Origin of the sequence: Puniceibacterium confluentis (genome assembly GCF_007923445.1) — a bacterium.
Classification (GTDB): domain Bacteria; phylum Pseudomonadota; class Alphaproteobacteria; order Rhodobacterales; family Rhodobacteraceae; genus Puniceibacterium; species Puniceibacterium confluentis.
The window spans coordinates 199316-215198 of sequence record NZ_VOJI01000002.1 but is presented as its reverse complement, the minus strand read 5'-3'; the positions used below and the strand labels follow the sequence as shown (position 1 = coordinate 215198).

Annotated in this window: 16 protein-coding genes; 12 read left to right on the top strand and 4 right to left on the bottom strand. The window is 64.4% G+C overall.

The window, feature by feature from the left end:
- Positions 1-32: 32 nt before the first annotated feature.
- Positions 33-2495: a penicillin acylase family protein gene (locus FOY53_RS03670; RefSeq protein ID WP_146585844.1), complete on the bottom strand. Its 2463-nt coding sequence runs from the start codon at positions 2493-2495 to the stop codon at positions 33-35.
- 121 nt (positions 2496-2616) lie between these two features.
- Between FOY53_RS03670 and FOY53_RS03665 the strand changes: the two genes are divergently transcribed.
- From FOY53_RS03665 to FOY53_RS03615, 11 genes are all read left to right on the top strand, one after another.
- Positions 2617-3492 carry an NAD(P)-dependent oxidoreductase gene (locus tag FOY53_RS03665; protein ID WP_146585842.1) on the top strand — a complete coding sequence of 292 codons (876 nt, stop codon included), beginning with the start codon at positions 2617-2619 and terminating at the stop codon, positions 3490-3492.
- A 209-nt stretch (positions 3493-3701) separates the two neighbouring features.
- Positions 3702-3992, top strand: a complete 291-nt coding sequence (gene yajC, locus FOY53_RS03660) for a preprotein translocase subunit YajC (protein WP_146585840.1) — start codon at positions 3702-3704, stop codon at positions 3990-3992.
- A gap of 55 nt (positions 3993-4047) precedes the next feature.
- Positions 4048-5709 (top strand): protein translocase subunit SecD, encoded by a 1662-nt coding sequence (secD, locus tag FOY53_RS03655; protein ID WP_146585838.1) that lies wholly within the window; start codon positions 4048-4050, stop codon positions 5707-5709.
- 13 nt (positions 5710-5722) lie between these two features.
- Positions 5723-6691: a protein translocase subunit SecF gene (secF, locus tag FOY53_RS03650; protein WP_146585836.1), complete on the top strand. Its 969-nt coding sequence runs from the start codon at positions 5723-5725 to the stop codon at positions 6689-6691.
- Positions 6684-7436, top strand: coding sequence for a sulfite exporter TauE/SafE family protein (locus FOY53_RS03645; protein ID WP_146585834.1), 753 nt, complete (start codon positions 6684-6686; stop codon positions 7434-7436). The genes secF and FOY53_RS03645 overlap by 8 nt, the downstream gene beginning before the upstream one ends.
- Positions 7437-7448: 12 nt before the next feature.
- Entirely contained in the window at positions 7449-7802 is a 354-nt protein-coding gene (locus FOY53_RS03640; RefSeq protein WP_146585832.1) for an Mth938-like domain-containing protein, read from the top strand.
- A gap of 172 nt (positions 7803-7974) precedes the next feature.
- Positions 7975-8589 carry a heme ABC exporter ATP-binding protein CcmA gene (gene ccmA, locus FOY53_RS03635; RefSeq protein WP_146585829.1) on the top strand — a complete coding sequence of 205 codons (615 nt, stop codon included), beginning with the start codon at positions 7975-7977 and terminating at the stop codon, positions 8587-8589.
- Positions 8586-9242, top strand: coding sequence for a heme exporter protein CcmB (ccmB, locus tag FOY53_RS03630; protein ID WP_146585827.1), 657 nt, complete (start codon positions 8586-8588; stop codon positions 9240-9242). The genes ccmA and ccmB overlap by 4 nt, the downstream gene beginning before the upstream one ends.
- An 85-nt stretch (positions 9243-9327) precedes the next feature.
- Positions 9328-10056: a heme ABC transporter permease gene (locus FOY53_RS03625; protein WP_146585825.1), complete on the top strand. Its 729-nt coding sequence runs from the start codon at positions 9328-9330 to the stop codon at positions 10054-10056.
- Positions 10053-10211 carry a heme exporter protein CcmD gene (gene ccmD / locus FOY53_RS03620; protein ID WP_146585823.1) on the top strand — a complete coding sequence of 53 codons (159 nt, stop codon included), beginning with the start codon at positions 10053-10055 and terminating at the stop codon, positions 10209-10211. Before FOY53_RS03625 ends, ccmD begins: the two co-directional genes overlap by 4 nt.
- Positions 10204-10743 (top strand): DsbE family thiol:disulfide interchange protein, encoded by a 540-nt coding sequence (locus tag FOY53_RS03615; RefSeq protein WP_146585821.1) that lies wholly within the window; start codon positions 10204-10206, stop codon positions 10741-10743. The genes ccmD and FOY53_RS03615 overlap by 8 nt, the downstream gene beginning before the upstream one ends.
- Positions 10744-10783: 40 nt before the next feature.
- On the opposite strand, the gene FOY53_RS23945 is transcribed toward FOY53_RS03615, so the two are convergent.
- Positions 10784-10915 carry a hypothetical protein gene (locus tag FOY53_RS23945; protein ID WP_281289546.1) on the bottom strand — a complete coding sequence of 44 codons (132 nt, stop codon included), beginning with the start codon at positions 10913-10915 and terminating at the stop codon, positions 10784-10786.
- 213 nt (positions 10916-11128) lie between these two features.
- Positions 11129-13900 carry an aconitate hydratase AcnA gene (gene acnA, locus FOY53_RS03610; RefSeq protein WP_146585818.1) on the bottom strand — a complete coding sequence of 924 codons (2772 nt, stop codon included), beginning with the start codon at positions 13898-13900 and terminating at the stop codon, positions 11129-11131.
- Between the two features lie 271 nt (positions 13901-14171).
- Between acnA and FOY53_RS03605 the strand changes: the two genes are divergently transcribed.
- Positions 14172-14867, top strand: a complete 696-nt coding sequence (locus FOY53_RS03605) for a DUF1223 domain-containing protein (protein ID WP_246107270.1) — start codon at positions 14172-14174, stop codon at positions 14865-14867.
- On the opposite strand, the gene FOY53_RS03600 is transcribed toward FOY53_RS03605, so the two are convergent.
- Positions 14831-15757 (bottom strand): lysophospholipid acyltransferase family protein, encoded by a 927-nt coding sequence (locus FOY53_RS03600; protein WP_246107269.1) that lies wholly within the window; start codon positions 15755-15757, stop codon positions 14831-14833. The two genes, FOY53_RS03605 and FOY53_RS03600, sit on opposite strands and share 37 nt — an antisense overlap.
- Positions 15758-15883 lie beyond the last annotated feature (126 nt).

The window sequence follows — 15883 nt, the reverse complement described above, 5'->3', positions numbered from 1 at the left end:
GTGTGCGCCTAACGGTGTGCGCCTGACGGTGCTCACTCTCTGACCAGATGGGTGACCCCCACCGCCGCAGCCCGTGCCAGATCGACATCCAGCGACATCGGGATATATTCGCCCCGCCGCCAAAGCTGGCCCAGATCGTCATAATGCCGCGACAGGAAATGCCCCGACTGCCCGGTGGCATTGACGAAGACCGACGAATCCGGATCGGCAAAGTCATAAACCCCGCGGTAGCCCGCCCCGTGCACGTTCTGGAACGGGTCGGGGTCACGCCCCGAAGTGCGGCCGCGTTGCAGGGTATTGTCGCCGCCAGAGGTGCTTTGGCGGATGTTCACGAAATACCGCAGCACCGGCACGTTGCCCAGCACCTGATGATCATGCGTCGCCTGATGAGCATCGCCCCAGCGCAGCGATTCCAGTGAGGTGCCGTAGCGCTCGGCGATCCAGATCAGCGCATCGTCCAGCGCCAGGCGGGAAATCTCGCTGCAGGTCTCGACCGGGGCCGAGCGCAGGATGTCACACCAGACCGAGGCGCCATCCACATCGCGGAACACCCGCTCGATGAACAGCGGCTCGACATGGTCGAACGCGTCGGCCAGCGGCCCCAGATCGTCGCGGATCAGCCGCGCCTGCAAGGCACGTACCCAGGCCGCATACAGCAGCGGTTCGGGCAGGTGTTCGTTCATCTCGCCGTTCCAGTTGGCCAGCAGTTCCAGCGCCCGCTGTCGCTGACGCTCGGGGGTGCCGTCCGGCGCCGCCTCGCCGGTGAACCACAGATCGGCGCCGATCAGCGGCAACAGGGTGCGCGCCGTCACCGACACCGTGTCGAGCTGTGCTTCGATGAAGCTGTCGCGGGTGTGCACTTCGCGGCCCTGCATGAGACCCTGCCAGCGCATGATCCTCTGCGAGTCGCCCCAGTCAAAACTGACGTGCAGCGGAAACGGACGGTCCACCGTCTTGTTGTTGGTGTTGCCGACGATGCCGCCGGCCGGCGCGATGAACTCGGGGTTGGCGGAAAACGGCAGAATCCCCTGCCAACGGTTTTCGGCGCGCCAGCCGGGGGCGGGCAGGCGGCCCAGACTCTGGTGATTGGCATCGCGGCGCGGCATCGCGCCCACGGTCTTGAGCGCAATGCTGTCGTTGTCGATCAGCGTCAGGTTCTGCGACGGCGCGACATAGCTCTCGGATATCTCGAGCGCCTGCTCCACCGACCCTGCATGCATCAGGCCAATGGCCGCGGTCATCGACGTGTCGCGTCCCGACAGGGCCGTCCAGCCAAGAGACACCACATGACCCGGGGGTGTCACGGTGTTCAGGTCGAACTGCGTGGCGGGCAGCACCGGGCCGTTGTCGGTCCACCGCAGGGTGACGGTGACTGGCGGGTTGTCCTTGATGTCGATGATGGACTTGCGGGTGCGGAACCGGCTCCAGCCTTCGGGCGTGCGGTACTGTTCGGGGGCGTCGGGGTTCAGTTCTTCGATGAACAGGTCCTGATCGTCCAGATACGACGAGGTGATGCCCCATCCCAGTTTTTGCGACCGGCCCAGCATGATCGCCGGGACACCGGGGATGGTGCCGCCGATCACCCCGCCCGAGCTGAGCTGCAACCGCGCCAGATACCAGATCGACGGAGCGGTGAAGCCAAGATGCGGATCGTTCGCCAGCAGCGTGCCCCCCGAGGCCGAGCGTGACGGCGCGGCGGCCCAGACGTTCGACGCCCCGGACAGCCCGCGCGGGGCCACCGGCATCAGCATGTCCTGACCCGGCGATTCGGCTGCGGCGAACCGCGGCAGTCCGGGGAACAGAGCGGCATATTCCGGCAGCGCCGCCACCCCCTGGCCGGGCATGTCCGGCAGGATATCCGCCACGCGCGCGGTGTCGGGCAGCAGCAGAGAGGTGCGCGCCCGCAGCACTTCGTCGCGCAGATGCCCCGACAGCTGCAATGCCATCAGCTTGACGATGGCGATGGAATCGGCGGGCTGCCAGGGCGACAGCGGGGCGTTGAACAGAAAGAACTCAGGCGCGCCGCGACCCAGCGAATCCCGGTTGATTTCGGCAATCCGTGCATTCACCCCGGCGGCATAGGCATCCAGCGCATCGCGGGTGCGGGCGTCCTGGGCGGAAACCGACTGCACCGCGAGCGGATAGAGGTCGAGGCGGCGCAGCAGTTTGTCGGTCTCGACGGTGCGGGTGCCAAATATTTCCGACAGCCGCCCCTGCACCGTGCGGCGCAGCAGCGTCATCTGCCACAGCCGGTCCTGCGCATGGGCATATCCCAGACCGAAAAAGGCATCCCGGTCGGATTGCGCCATGATGTGCGGCACGTTGGAATTGTCGCGCACGATCTCGACATCCGCCGTCAGGCCCTGCACCGCCAGCGTCTTGTCGTAGTCGGGCAGCGACCGCGAGCCGAGATAGTAGACGACCAGCACTGCCAGCACCGTCAGCAGGATCGCTGCCGACGTCAGACGCAGCAGCCATCTGAATAGAAACCCCATGTCCGTCTCCGTCTTCCGCGCCAGGTCGCGTGGGGTCCGGGTTACCCCGACAGCCGCCCCTTGCCAAGAGCCGCCCCTGCGGTCAGGACTTGAGGGGACAGCGAAACAGAGGGAGCCGAGCATGGCAAAAGTCGCATTTCTGGGTCTGGGCGTGATGGGCTATCCGATGGCCGGGCACCTGGCAAAGGCCGGGCACGATGTCACCGTCTACAACCGCACCACGGCCAAGGCCAAGGCCTGGGCAAAGGAATTCGGCGGCGCGATGGCGACAACCCCGCGCGAGGCCGCGCAGGGCGCGGAATTCGTCATGGCCTGTGTCGGCAACGACGCGGATTTGCGTTCGGTCTGTCTGGGGCAGGACGGAGCCTTTGCCGGCATGGGCAAGGGCGCGGTGTTCGTCGATCACACCACGGTTTCCGCCAATGTGACTGCCGAGCTTTATGCCACGGCAGCCGGTGCCGGTGTCTCGTTCATCGACGCGCCGGTGTCGGGCGGGCAGGCGGGGGCCGAAAACGGCGTCCTGTCGGTGATGTGCGGCGGTGACGGCGCGGCCTTCGAGACAGCGGTGCCGGTGATCGACGCCTATGCCCGGACCTGCCGCCGCATCGGCGACAGCGGTGCCGGCCAGATGACCAAGATGTGCAACCAGATCGCCATCGCCGGTCTGGTGCAGGGCCTGTCCGAAGCGCTGCACTTTGCCGAAAAGGCCGGGCTGGACGGACGGTCGGTGGTCGAGGTGATCAGCCAGGGGGCCGCCGGTTCGTGGCAGATGTCCAACCGGTATGAAACCATGCTGGATGACAAGTTCGAACACGGCTTTGCCGTCGACTGGATGCGCAAGGATCTGGGCATCTGTCTTCAGGCCGCTGACGACATCGGGGCCTCGCTGCCGGTGACGGCGCTGGTGGACCAGTTCTACAAGGATGTCCAGAAACTCGGCGGAGGCCGCTGGGACACCTCCAGCCTGATCCGGCGCCTGCGGGCACTCGAAGCCTGATCGCGCCGACCTTTGTCTTTGACCGGGCGCACGCGGCGTGCCCCGGTCATTTGGCGCACCTGCCCGGATGTTCCGCCGCTCTGACCTGTGCGCGCCACCATTGTGACCTGATCAGGGAGTTCCGAACCCGCCTTGCAAAGCCGCGCCGCAGCACATAGGTTCCGCGCAATTCGAGCGGGGGTGCCCCGCCTCATGCCAAAGGAGCCCCCATGGATACCAGTGCCATCGCGCAGTTCGTCCCGCTGATCCTGATTTTTGCGATCATGTACTTCCTGCTGATCCGTCCGCAGCAGAAAAAGCTCAAGGATCACCAGAAGATGGTCGCGGCACTGCGGCGCGGCGATCAGGTCGTGACCCAGGGCGGGCTGATCGGTAAGGTTGTCAAGGTCAAGGAAAACAACGAGCTAGAGGTCGAATTGGCCGAAGGCGTCAAGGTGCGTGTGGTGCAGTCCACCATCGCGCAGGTGCTGTCCAAGACCGAGCCGGCCGCGAACACCTGATCCGGTCCGCCGACAGAACGACCCCCTTTTTACCGACCTCAAATAGGCCCATGCCATGTTGCAGATTGATCTATGGAAACGTGTCGTCATCTGGGGGCTCGTTGCCCTGGGCGTGTTCTTCGCCCTGCCGAACGCTTTCTATACCCGTGTCGAGATGCACAATGATGCGGTAAAAACCATCGAGACCCAGGGGACGACCGCCGAGCTTGCGGCGCAGGAGGCGCAGTGGCCGTCATTCCTGCCTTCGGGCCTTGTGAACCTCGGGCTGGACCTGCGCGGTGGCGCGCATCTTCTGGCCGAGGTCAAGGTGGCCGATGTCTACGCCGCGCGGCTGGAAGCGCTCTGGCCCGAGGTGCGGGACGCCCTGCGCCCCGAGCGGGACGCTGTCGGAACCGTGCGCCTGCAACCCTCGGAAGCGATGGAGCTGCGGGTCAGAATCTCGCGGCCCGAAGGCATGGCCCGCGCGCTGGAGGTTGTGCGGGGCCTGGCGCAACCGGTGGTGTCGCTGACCGGCGCGGGGTCGACCGACCTCGAGGTCAACGGCGTGGAGAGTGACATCGTCATCACCCTGTCCGAGGCGGAACGCCAGGCGACGGACGAACGTACCGTGCGCCAGAGCCTTGAAATCATTCGCCGCCGTATCGACGCCGTCGGCACCCGAGAGCCGACGATTCAGCGTCAGGGCACCAGCCGGATCCTGATCCAGGTGCCGGGCATCGGCTCGACCGCCGAGCTCAAGGCGATCATCGGCACCACGGCGCAACTGACCTTTCAGCCGGTGGTGGGCCGTGGTTCGGATGCGCAGGCCGTCGCCGGTGTCGGCAACGAAATCCTGCCCGCATCGGACGAGGAGGGGCTGTATTATACGCTTGAGCAGGCACCGGTCGTCACCGGTGAGGAACTGGTCGACGCTCAGCCCGCCTTTGACCAGAACGGTCGCCCGGCGGTGAATTTCCGCTTCAACCCTTCGGGCGCGCGCAAGTTCGGCGATTATACCGCGAACAACATCGGCTCTCCCTTTGCCATCGTGCTCGATGGCGAGGTGATTTCCGCCCCGGTGATCCAGAGCCATATTCCCGGCGGCTCGGGCATCATCACCGGCAATTTCTCGGTCGAGGAATCGACAAATCTGGCGGTGCTGCTGCGGGCGGGTGCCCTGCCTGCCGGTCTGGACTTCCTTGAAGAGCGCACCATCGGCCCGGAACTGGGGCAGGACAGCATCGACGCGGGCCGGGTCGCGACCGTGGTGGCGTTTGGCGCCGTGCTGCTGTTCATGTTCCTGACCTACGGGCTGTTCGGTCTGTTCGCCAACATCGCGCTGGTGATCAACATTGCGTTGCTGTTCGGCCTGCTCAGCATGATCGGTGCCACGCTGACGCTGCCGGGCATCGCCGGGATCGTCCTGACGGTCGGCATGGCCGTGGATGCCAACGTGCTGATCTTCGAGAGGATCCGCGAAGAGCTGCGCACCGCGCGCGGGCCGGCACGGGCAATCGAACTGGGGTACGAAAAGGCACAGAGCGCGATCGTCGATGCCAACCTCACCACGATCATCACCGCGATCATCCTGTTCGCGATGGGGTCGGGTCCGGTGCGCGGCTTTGCTCTCACCCTGGGACTGGGGATCATCACCTCGGTCTTTACCGCCATCTTTGTCACCCGGCTGCTGATTGCGATGTGGTTCCGCCGCACGCGCCCCGCAACCATCGAAGTCTGAAAGGTCTCTCCTGATGCGCATGCGACTGGTGCCCGACAATACGAACTGGGACTTCTTTGGCCGCTCCAAGCTCTGGCTTGGGATTTCGGCTGTGATGATGGTGGTCGCCCTGGCCTCGTTCTTTCTGCAGGGGCTGAACTACGGCATCGACTTCCGCGGCGGCACGACGATCCGCACGGTCAGCGCGCAGCCCGTGGATGTGGGCGCCTACCGCGCTGCCCTGCAGCCGATGGACCTGGGCGACATCAGCATCTCCGAAGTGTTCGATCCAAGCTTTGAGGCGGATCACAACGTGTCGATGGTGCGGATCGAGGCGCAGAACGCCGAAGAATCGATCTCGGCCGATGTCACCGAACAGGTGCGCCAGGCTCTGGCCACGGTTGCGCCTGACATCAGCTTTGCCTCGGTCGAATCCGTCGGTCCCAAAGTGTCGGGTGAGCTGATCCAGACGGCGGTGATCGCGGTGCTGCTCGCGATCGGGGCGGTGCTGATCTATATCTGGCTGCGCTTCGAATGGCAGTTTGCCGTCGGTGCGGTTCTGGCGCTGGTGCACGACGTGATTCTGACAATCGGCGTGTTTTCCGAGGTGCAGATCAAGTTCGATCTCGCGATCATCGCGGCGCTGCTGACTATCGTCGGCTATTCGCTGAACGACACCGTTGTCGTGTTCGACCGCGTGCGCGAAAACCTGATCAAATACAAGAAGATGGAGCTGAAAGAGATTCTCAACATCTCGATCAACGAGACCCTGAGCCGGACCATCATGACCTCGCTCACCACGATGCTGGCGCTGATCGCCATGTTCGTGCTGGGCGGCGACGTGATCCGGGGCTTTGTCTTTGCGATGATGTGGGGCATCTTTGTCGGCACCTATTCGTCGATCTTCATCGCCTCGGCGCTGCTGCTGCGCTTTGGGGTCAAGCGGGACTGGACCCGTCCTGACGCCAATTCCGGCAACCAATACGCCAATATTGATGCCTGACCTGCTGGCCCAGACCCTGGCTTTGCCGGGACTCTGGGCACTGGTCACAACCGTCTTTGTCGCCGGTGCCGTCTATGGCTTTGCCGGCTTCGGGGCGGCGCTTATCTTCATGCCGGTGGCCTCGACGCTGGTGCCCTTCGAGGTCGCGGTGGCAGCCTTTGCCATTTCAGCGGTATCGTCGCTGGTCACCGTGTTGCCGCGGGCCTGGGGACAGGTCGACCGGCGCGGCGTCGCGGTGATGATCGTCTGTGCCACGCTGTCAGCCTCGCTCGGGCTATGGGTGCTGCGGGTGAGTGACCTGATCGTGTTGCGCTGGACGGTGATCGCGGTGACCGCGTCGACATTGCTGGCACTGTGTGCCGGGTGGCGCTATGCGACCTCCCCGACCGTCGCGGCCCGCTCGGCCATCGGCTTTGCCACCGGGTTCGTGGGCGGGGCGACAGGGCTGCTGGGGCCGGTGATGGTGCTGTTCCAACTGGCAGGGCGTGATTCCGTGGCCACGTCACGGGCGACGGCGCTGGTGTTCCTGACCTTGACCAGCCTGTTGTTGGTGCCGCTAATGGCGATGCAGGGTCTGCTGACACTGCCTGCGGTTGTTTTGGGCCTGATTCTGCTGCTACCTTATGGCGCGGGTGCACGTTTGGGGGCGGTTTTGTTCCGGCCCGGACTTGAAAGATTTTACAGAAGCGTGGCCTATTTCATTATTCTTGTGGCAATCATTCTCGGGTTGCCGGTGTGGGACTAGGGGTTTGACGCCATGCGTATGAATGAAGTCATCTACACGGACGCGCTTCCGATCGAGGGATATGGCCCGGGATTCTTCCGGATCGACGGCAAGCCGGTGCGCGGCCCGGTCTGTGTGTCGCTGCGGGGAGTCGAGCCCTGGGGCGGGCTGGAGGATCTGGCCACGCTGGAGCGTCTGAGTGCGGACGTCGATGTGATCTTCGTCGGAACCGGCAGCGAAATCGCCCATCTTCCGCGGACGCTGCGCGACCGGCTCGAGGCGGCGGGGCTCGGGGTCGAGGTGATGAACTCGCCGTCCGCCTGCCGCACCTACAACGTGCTGTTGTCCGAGGGCCGCCGCGTGGCGCTGGCCGTGCTGCCGGTCTGATCGGGCGGGGCGCGGCTGCATTGCACGCTGCGCCGGTGGCGGAAGCCTGAGTGAGGGCCAGCCCCCGCACCCTTGGCATGTCTGCACCCCGGAGATGCCGGGGACGAGGGTCGGTGGTTGTCGCGTGTTTTGCCGCTTTTGTCCGTCGCTGGGGTGGGTTAGGTCATGTGCCATGATGGTGACGGTCACGGATCTGGAAATTTCGCGCGGCGGACGGGCGGTGCTGGAGGGCGTGAGCTTTGTGCTGGCGCCGGGCGCGGCGCTGATCCTGCGCGGGCCCAACGGCGTCGGCAAGACCACTCTGCTGCGCACCGTCGCCGGATTGCAGCCGCCGCAGGCCGGGTCCATTTCCGGCGCCGATGACCGTATGGCCTATGCCGGGCATTCCGACGGGTTGAAATCCATGCTGACGGTGGCGGAAAACCTGAGCTTCTGGGCGGCGGTCTTTGGTCGGGAGGACATCGACGCGGCGCTTGCTGCCTTTGATCTGCGCGATCTTGCCGCCCGTCTGGCGGGCAGTCTGTCTGCAGGACAGAAGCGGCGGTTGGGGCTGGCGCGGCTGATGGTCACCGGGCGTCCCGTCTGGGTGCTGGACGAACCGACGGTGTCGCTGGATGCGGCGTCGGTCGGGCTGTTCGCTGCGGCGGTACGGGCGCATCTGGCGGCTGGCGGTTCGGCGTTGATGGCGACGCATATAGATCTGGGGCTGGAGGAGGCAGCGGTTCTGGACCTGAGTGCCTTTCGGGCCGCGCCCAGGGCCGCGCAGGCCGATGAGGCGTTTCTGTGAGGGCGCTTCTGGCGCGGGATCTGCGGCTTGGCGTCCGGGCAGGGGGCGGCTTTGGTCTGGGGCTGGCGTTCTTTCTGATCGTCACCGTGCTCGTGCCGTTCGGAGTTGGACCCGAGACCGCGCTGCTGGCGCGGATTGCGCCGGGGGTGTTGTGGATCGGGGCGCTGCTGGCCTGTCTGTTGTCGCTGGACCGCATCCTGGCGCTGGACTGGGAGGACGGGTCCCTGGACCTGCTGGCCACGGCCCCCCTGCCGATCGAGGGAGTGGTCAGCATCAAGGCGCTGGCGCACTGGATCACCACCGGATTGCCGCTGGTGCTGGCGGCGCCGCTGCTGGGTGTGCTGCTGAACCTGGCGCCGGACGGATATCTCTGGGTGCTGGTGTCACTGGCCGTCGGCACGCCGGCCCTGTCGGTGATCGGAACGTTCGGCGCGGCACTGACCATCGGGTTGAAACGCGGCGGGCTGCTGCTGTCGCTGCTGGTTTTGCCGCTTTATGTGCCGACGCTGATCTTTGGCGCCGAGGTGGCGCGGCGCGGGGCGGACGGGCTCGACGTCGCCACACCGCTGATGTTGCTGGCCGGAATCAGTTTCGGGGCAATGGCGTTGTTGCCTTTTGCCAGTGCCGCGGTGCTGCGCATCAATCTGCGCTAGGGGCGCTGTGCGGATCTGTCACCTTGGCACGGAGCGCACGGCGGTTTGATTTGTAACCGGCGGACAGGGGGGATAGGTCAGGCACATGTCGCTTTGGGAATATGCAAATCCGGTCAAGTTCATCCGCACGACGGATGTCGTTCTGCCGTGGGTTTCGGGACTGGCAGTGCTGTGCCTGACCGTGGGGCTGATCTGGGGGTTCTTCTTCACACCCGAGGATTACCGGCAGGGATCGACGGTCAAGATCATCTACCTGCACGTGCCCGCGGCGTTGATGGCGATCAATGCCTGGATCATGATGTTGATCGCTTCGATGATCTGGATCATCCGGCGGCACCATGTCAGCGCGCTTGCGGCCCGGGCCGCGGCCCCGGTGGGGGCCGTCATGACGGTGATCGCCCTGGCGACCGGCGCCCTTTGGGGGCAGCCGATGTGGGGCACCTGGTGGGTCTGGGATCCCCGGCTGACTTCGTTCCTGATCCTGTTCCTGTTCTACCTGGGCTATATCGCCCTGTGGTCGGCGATCGAAGATGACGACACGGCGGCGGATCTCACTTCGATCCTGTGTCTGGTGGGGTCGGTGTTTGCGCTGCTCAGCCGCTATGCGGTGAATTTCTGGAATCAGGGCCTGCACCAGGGCGCGTCGCTGAGCCTCGACAAGGAAGAGAATGTGGCCGATGTGTTCTATCACCCGCTGCTGCTGAGCATCGCGGGCTTTGTGCTGCTGTTTGTCGCGCTGGTGTTCCTGCGCACCCAGACGGAAATCCGGGCGCGGCGCACCCGCGCCCTGATCGCACGGGAGCAGCAGGGATGATGCCGGATCTGGGAAAATACGCGGGCGCGGTCCTGTCGTCCTATGCCGTCTCGCTGGGTCTGATCGTCCTGCTTGTTGCGGTCAGCATCCTGCGGGCTCGCAGGACCAAGGCGGCGCTGGACCTGGTCGAGAAGCGGAGCAAGCGCAATGGCTAGAATTTCCCCGCTGATGATCGCGCCGCCGCTGATCTTTGCGGCCTTTGCGGCGCTGGCCTATGTCGGGATGTTCCGCGACGACCCGCAGGGGCTGCCCTCGACCCGGATCGGCCAGCCGGCCCCGGGCATCACCTCGGACACGCTGGGCGATTATCCCGGTGTCACGGCGGACATGCTGACGCGCGGCGAGGTCACCCTGGTGAATTTCTGGGCGAGCTGGTGCCCGCCCTGCCGTGCCGAACACCCCAGGCTGTTGCAGATGCAGGCCGAGGGCATGACGATCATCGGCGTGAATTTCAAGGATCAGGCCAAGGATGCGCTGAGCTATCTTGACGACGACGGCAATCCGTTTGCCGGTGTCGCATTCGATCCCAAGGGGCGCACAGCCATCGACTGGGGGGTGACCGCGCCGCCCGAGACCTTCATCGTCAGTGGTGAGGGTGTGGTGCTGTTCCGCTACGCAGGCCCGCTGGTGGGCAGCGATTACGAACAGCGCTTTTTGCCGGCTCTGAAGGCGGCGCAGGCAGAGTGATCCCTGCCTGCTGCTGTGTCGGATCTGGTCCGTTCCGCGGCTACAATTCGCACTGCGATTCGGCATGCAGAGAGGGGCAGCCCTTTGGGCTGTGGTTCGAGGCATAGGCCCCCGCCACCATCAGAACTGCCAGAATGGCCGCCTGGACGATTGTCATAAAAGTCAGTTTCATTGTCTCGCCTCTGCCGGGCCCCCTCTTGAGCGGGGAGCGTCTGCAGAGACTAAACGAGCGAAGACGCGATTCGTCCGCTCACGAAATGGTTATGGGCGGGTTGCTGCGCAGGATCCCGCCAGCGCTCGCCGCGTGCCGCCGACCTTGCAAAAGCAGACCGCCGGAGGCGCATGGCCCCCGGCGGTCTCGTCATGTCATTCGATCGCGTGAGCCTCAGGCGGCTGCGAGGTTGCGCAGCACATAGTGCAGCACGCCACCGTGTTCGATGTATTCGATCTCGATCGCGGTATCGATCCGGCACTTGATCTGGATGGTCTTTTCGGACCCGTCCGCCATCTTGATCGTGCAGGGCACCTCCTGCTGCGGCTTGATCGTGTCCAGACCGCTGATCGACACGGTTTCCTCGCCGGTCAGACCCAGCGATTTACGGGTGTCGCCGCCGGTGAACTCGAACGGGATGACGCCCATGCCGACGAGGTTGGACCGGTGGATCCGCTCGAAGGATTCCGCGATCACGGCCTTGACCCCCAGCAGGGCCGTGCCCTTGGCAGCCCAGTCGCGGCTCGAGCCTGCGCCGTATTGCTCGCCCCCAAAGATCACCAGCGGTGTGCCCTGCGCCTGATAGGCCATCGCCGCGTCGAAGATCGAGGTCTGCGCGCCGTCCGGTCCCTTGGAATAGCCGCCCTCGACGCCGTCCAGCATCTCGTTCTTGATGCGGATGTTGGCAAAGGTGCCGCGCATCATGATCTCGTGGTTGCCACGACGCGAACCGTAAGAGTTGAATTCGCGCTGGGGCACCTGACGTTCGATCAGGTACTTGCCTGCCGGTGTCGTGTCCTTGAACGATCCGGCGGGCGAGATGTGGTCGGTTGTGATCATGTCGCCCAGCAGCGCCAGAACCCGGGCGTTTTCAAGGTTGGTGATGACACCCGGTTCCTTGCTCATGCCCTGGAAATAGGGCGGGTTCTGCACATAGGTCGAGGACACCGGCCAGTCGTAGGTCTGGGCATCGGTGGTTTCGACCCCCTGCCATTTCTCGTCGCCCTTGAAGACGTCGGCGTATTTTTCCTGGAACGAGGCGCGGGTGACGGTGCGCTCGACCAGTTCGGCGACTTCCTTGCTGGTCGGCCAGATGTCCTTCAGATAGACATCGTTGCCATCCTTGTCCTGACCGATCACATCCCTGGTGATGTCGACGTTCATGTCGCCCACCAGCGAATAGGCGACCACCAGAGGCGGCGATGCCAGGTAGTTGGCGCGCACGTCCGGGCTGATCCGCCCTTCGAAGTTGCGGTTGCCCGACAGGATCGAGGTAGCGATCAGGTCATTGTCGCTGATGCACTTGCTGATTTCCGGGGCAAGGGGGCCGGAGTTGCCGATGCAGGTGGTGCAGCCATAACCGACGAGGTTGAAGCCGATGGCGTCCAGGTCTTCCTGAAGTTCCGCCGCCTCGAGGTAGGCCGACACGACCTGCGAACCCGGCGCCAGCGAGGTCTTGACCCAGGGCTTGCGGTTCAACCCGAGCGCGCGCGCCTTGCGGGCGACCAGGCCCGCGCCGATCATCACATAAGGGTTCGAGGTGTTGGTGCAGGAGGTGATCGAGGCGATCACGATCGAGCCGTCATGCAGCTGATACTTGTTGTCCTCGGTCGCCACAAAGCCCCGCTTGTGATGGCCTTCGTCGCCCGGGATGTCGGCAGGCTCGGGCTGGCCGCCTTCGCTTTCCCAGCGCACTTCGGCGTTGGCCGAGGCGCCCTTGGTGTCGCGCACGCCTTTGACATAGGTGCCGAATGCAGAGGCCGCCTTGTCCAGAGCAATATAATCCTGCGGCCGCTTGGGACCAGAGATCGCGGGCACGATGGTGCCCATGTCCAGCTCCAGCGTATCGGTGTACACCGGATCATAGCTCGCGTCGCGCCAGAAGCCGTTCTCCTTGGCATAGGCTTCGACGAGGGCGATGCGGTCGGTGTCGCGGCCGGTCATTTCCAGATAGCGCAGGGTTTCCTGGTCGATCGGGAAGAAACCGCAGGTCGCGCCGTATTCCGGTGCCATGTTGGCAATCGTCGCGCGGTCGGCCAGCGGCAGATGGTCCAGACCTTCGCCGTAGAATTCGACGAACTTGCTGACCACGCCTTTGGCGCGCAGCATTTCGACGACCTTCAGCACGAGGTCGGTGCCGGTCGTGCCTTCCATCATCCTGCCGGTCAGCTTGAAGCCGACGACCTCGGGGATCAGCATCGAGATCGGCTGCCCCAGCATCGCGGCCTCGGCCTCGATCCCGCCGACGCCCCAGCCCAGGACAGCGGCGCCGTTGACCATGGTGGTGTGGCTGTCGGTGCCGACCAGAGTGTCCGGATAGGCAACCTCGTCGCCGTTCTGGTCGACATCGGTCCAGACGGTCTGCGACAGGTACTCAAGGTTCACCTGGTGGCAGATGCCGGTGCCAGGGGGCACAACGCGGAAGTTGTTGAACGCCTTCTGACCCCATTTCAGAAAAACGTAACGCTCCATGTTGCGCTCGTATTCCCGGTCGACGTTCATCTGGAAGGCGCGCGGGTTGCCGAACTCGTCGATCATCACCGAGTGGTCGATGACCAGATCCACCGGGTTCAGCGGGTTGATCTTTTGCGGATCGCCGCCCAGTGCCTTGATGCCGTCGCGCATCGCGGCGAGATCGACCACGGCGGGAACGCCGGTGAAATCCTGCATCAGCACGCGGGCCGGACGATAGGCAATCTCGCGGTTGGACTGGCCGTTGTTCTGCGCCCAGTCACCGAACGCCTTGATGTCGTCCACGGTGACAGTCTTGCCATCCTCGAACCGCAGCATGTTTTCCAGCACCACCTTCAGGGCCACTGGCAGCCTGGAGAAATCCCCCAAACCGGCCGCTTCGGCGGCTGGGATCGAGTAGTAGCTGAAGGACTTGCCGTTGACGCTCAGCGTTTTGCGCGTCTTGGCGGTGTCCTGTCCGACGGAAATGGGCATGGGGGTCTCCCTTGAGGTACGAATGGATTTCGTTGGGTCTGGTACGCTATCTGCATCAAGCCTGTGGCCCGATCAAGGGGGGTGCGACAATTTTGGTATACCGTCGCACACAATGGATGGATAAAAGCAGTTGCGCTCAGCGGCGCATATTTCCTGAGCGCTGCCGGTATTCCGGGCTGCGCCGTTCACCGACTCTCGCAAAACCTTGATTGGTTATTTCAGAGCCGGATGGCTAGGGATCGTTAACAGACCAATCAGGATCGGACGTTTGATGCGACACCTCATCAGTTGCGCCATGGGCCTTTTGATGCTGGCCGCCGGAGCGGTGTCGGCGCAGCAGAGCCCGGTCGTCGTCGAACTGTTCACCTCGCAGGGATGTTCCTCCTGCCCGCCGGCCGATGCCCTTCTGGCGGACCTCGACGGGCGCGAAGATGTCATCCCGCTGGCGCTGCATGTGGATTACTGGGATTATATCGGCTGGAAGGACAAATTTGCCAGCCCGGCCTACACGACGCGGCAAAAGGGATATGCCGCCGCGCTAGGCAACCGGTCGATCTATACGCCGCAGATGATCGTGAACGGTCGGCACGACGTTGTCGGCAACAGGCCGAAAGACGTGGCCGCCCTGATCAAGGCGCACAAATCCAAACCTTCGCCGGTCAGTCTGCAGATTTCGCGCAGCGGCGATGTGCTGTCGATCCGTGCCAGCAGCGGCAGGAATGCGGGCCCGATGGAGATTGCAGTGGCACGCTACAAACCGCACGAGGCGGTTGTGATCCAACGCGGCGAAAATGCCGGGCGCACGATTGATTATTCCCACATCGTCACCGGATGGGCAGTTGTCGAACGCTGGAACGGTCAGGGCAGCTTTGCCGCCACAACCGCTGTCAAAGGCACCGAGCCGATTGTCGTGCTGGTCCAGGGCGCAAATTACGGACCGATTTTCGCCGCCGCGCGCCTGCGCTGACGCCGCGGCTTCCAACGGCGGTGAATCCAGAACCACTGCTCGGGGTTTTCGCGAATCCGCGCTTCCAGCCGCGCCGTCGCCTCGCGCATCATCGCCACCGGATCGCCATGCGGGATCGGCGCCTCAAAGATCGCCTCGAAACTCTGGCCATCCGGCAGGCGCAGACCGAAGAACGGCACCATCAGCGCCCCTGTGCGCAGCGCGATGTCCGCCGCCGAGGTCAGGGTCGGGGCAGGGCGGCCCAGGAAGTCGATGGGGGTGCCGGCGCTGTCATAGACATCGAACAGCAGCACGCCCATGCCACCGTCCTTGATGTGACGCAGCAGGCCCATTGTGCCGCGTCGACCCTGTTCGAACACGGGCCCCGACAGCCGGTGCATGTTCTGCGCATAATGGGCATTGAAGAACGGGTTCGACATCGGGCGGTACAGGCCGCCGATCTCGTATCCCTGTGCCACCAGCGCCGCCCGCGGCGCCTCGAAATTGCCGAAGTGGCCGGTGACGAACAGGACCGGCCGACCCTCGGCCCGGGCTGCGGCCACGGCCGAGAGCCCGTCGCCGGACAGCGTGGCCCCGCGCATCCGGTCGCGCAGGCCGATGACGTCATAATTTTCAATCATGGTGCGCCCGGCATTGTCGGCAACGCCGTCCGCAATCTTGCGCTTTTCCGACGCAGGCATATCCGGCCAGACGTGGGTCAGGTTCTCGACAGCCCGCTCCCGGTATCCGGTGAGGGGAGCTATGACACGGGCCACAAATCGCCCCATGAGCCACAGCCGCAGCCGCAGCGGAATCCGCAGCATCACCCAGATCACGCCGCGCAGTCCGCGATCGGTAAGCCAGTCCGGCCAACTGCCGTCGTCCTTGTCACGTGATGGGGTCTGACTCACGCAATGCTCCCGCAATAGAATTGTCCCAGACCTAGGACGCGGTGGTGCGGATCACAAGTCTGCGGCGCCCGCGTCGCTGCGACAGGTGACGCGGTTTTCCGGGGAACGCGGTGTCATCTCTGACGG

What these genes read in the sequence shown, in the direction of transcription:
- FOY53_RS03670 (WP_146585844.1), bottom strand. Translation starts at nt 2,495, where the DNA reads ATGGGGTTTCTATTCAGATGGCTGCTGCGTCTGACGTCGGCAGCGATC.
- FOY53_RS03665 (WP_146585842.1), top strand. Translation starts at nt 2,617, where the DNA reads ATGGCAAAAGTCGCATTTCTGGGTCTGGGCGTGATGGGCTATCCGATG.
- yajC (WP_146585840.1), top strand. Translation starts at nt 3,702, where the DNA reads ATGGATACCAGTGCCATCGCGCAGTTCGTCCCGCTGATCCTGATTTTT.
- secD (WP_146585838.1), top strand. Translation starts at nt 4,048, where the DNA reads ATGTTGCAGATTGATCTATGGAAACGTGTCGTCATCTGGGGGCTCGTT.
- secF (WP_146585836.1), top strand. Translation starts at nt 5,723, where the DNA reads ATGCGCATGCGACTGGTGCCCGACAATACGAACTGGGACTTCTTTGGC.
- FOY53_RS03645 (WP_146585834.1), top strand. Translation starts at nt 6,684, where the DNA reads ATGCCTGACCTGCTGGCCCAGACCCTGGCTTTGCCGGGACTCTGGGCA.
- FOY53_RS03640 (WP_146585832.1), top strand. Translation starts at nt 7,449, where the DNA reads ATGCGTATGAATGAAGTCATCTACACGGACGCGCTTCCGATCGAGGGA.
- ccmA (WP_146585829.1), top strand. Translation starts at nt 7,975, where the DNA reads ATGATGGTGACGGTCACGGATCTGGAAATTTCGCGCGGCGGACGGGCG.
- FOY53_RS03625 (WP_146585825.1), top strand. Translation starts at nt 9,328, where the DNA reads ATGTCGCTTTGGGAATATGCAAATCCGGTCAAGTTCATCCGCACGACG.
- ccmD (WP_146585823.1), top strand. Translation starts at nt 10,053, where the DNA reads ATGATGCCGGATCTGGGAAAATACGCGGGCGCGGTCCTGTCGTCCTAT.
- FOY53_RS03615 (WP_146585821.1), top strand. Translation starts at nt 10,204, where the DNA reads ATGGCTAGAATTTCCCCGCTGATGATCGCGCCGCCGCTGATCTTTGCG.
- FOY53_RS23945 (WP_281289546.1), bottom strand. Translation starts at nt 10,915, where the DNA reads ATGAAACTGACTTTTATGACAATCGTCCAGGCGGCCATTCTGGCAGTT.
- acnA (WP_146585818.1), bottom strand. Translation starts at nt 13,900, where the DNA reads ATGCCCATTTCCGTCGGACAGGACACCGCCAAGACGCGCAAAACGCTG.
- FOY53_RS03605 (WP_246107270.1), top strand. Translation starts at nt 14,172, where the DNA reads ATGCGACACCTCATCAGTTGCGCCATGGGCCTTTTGATGCTGGCCGCC.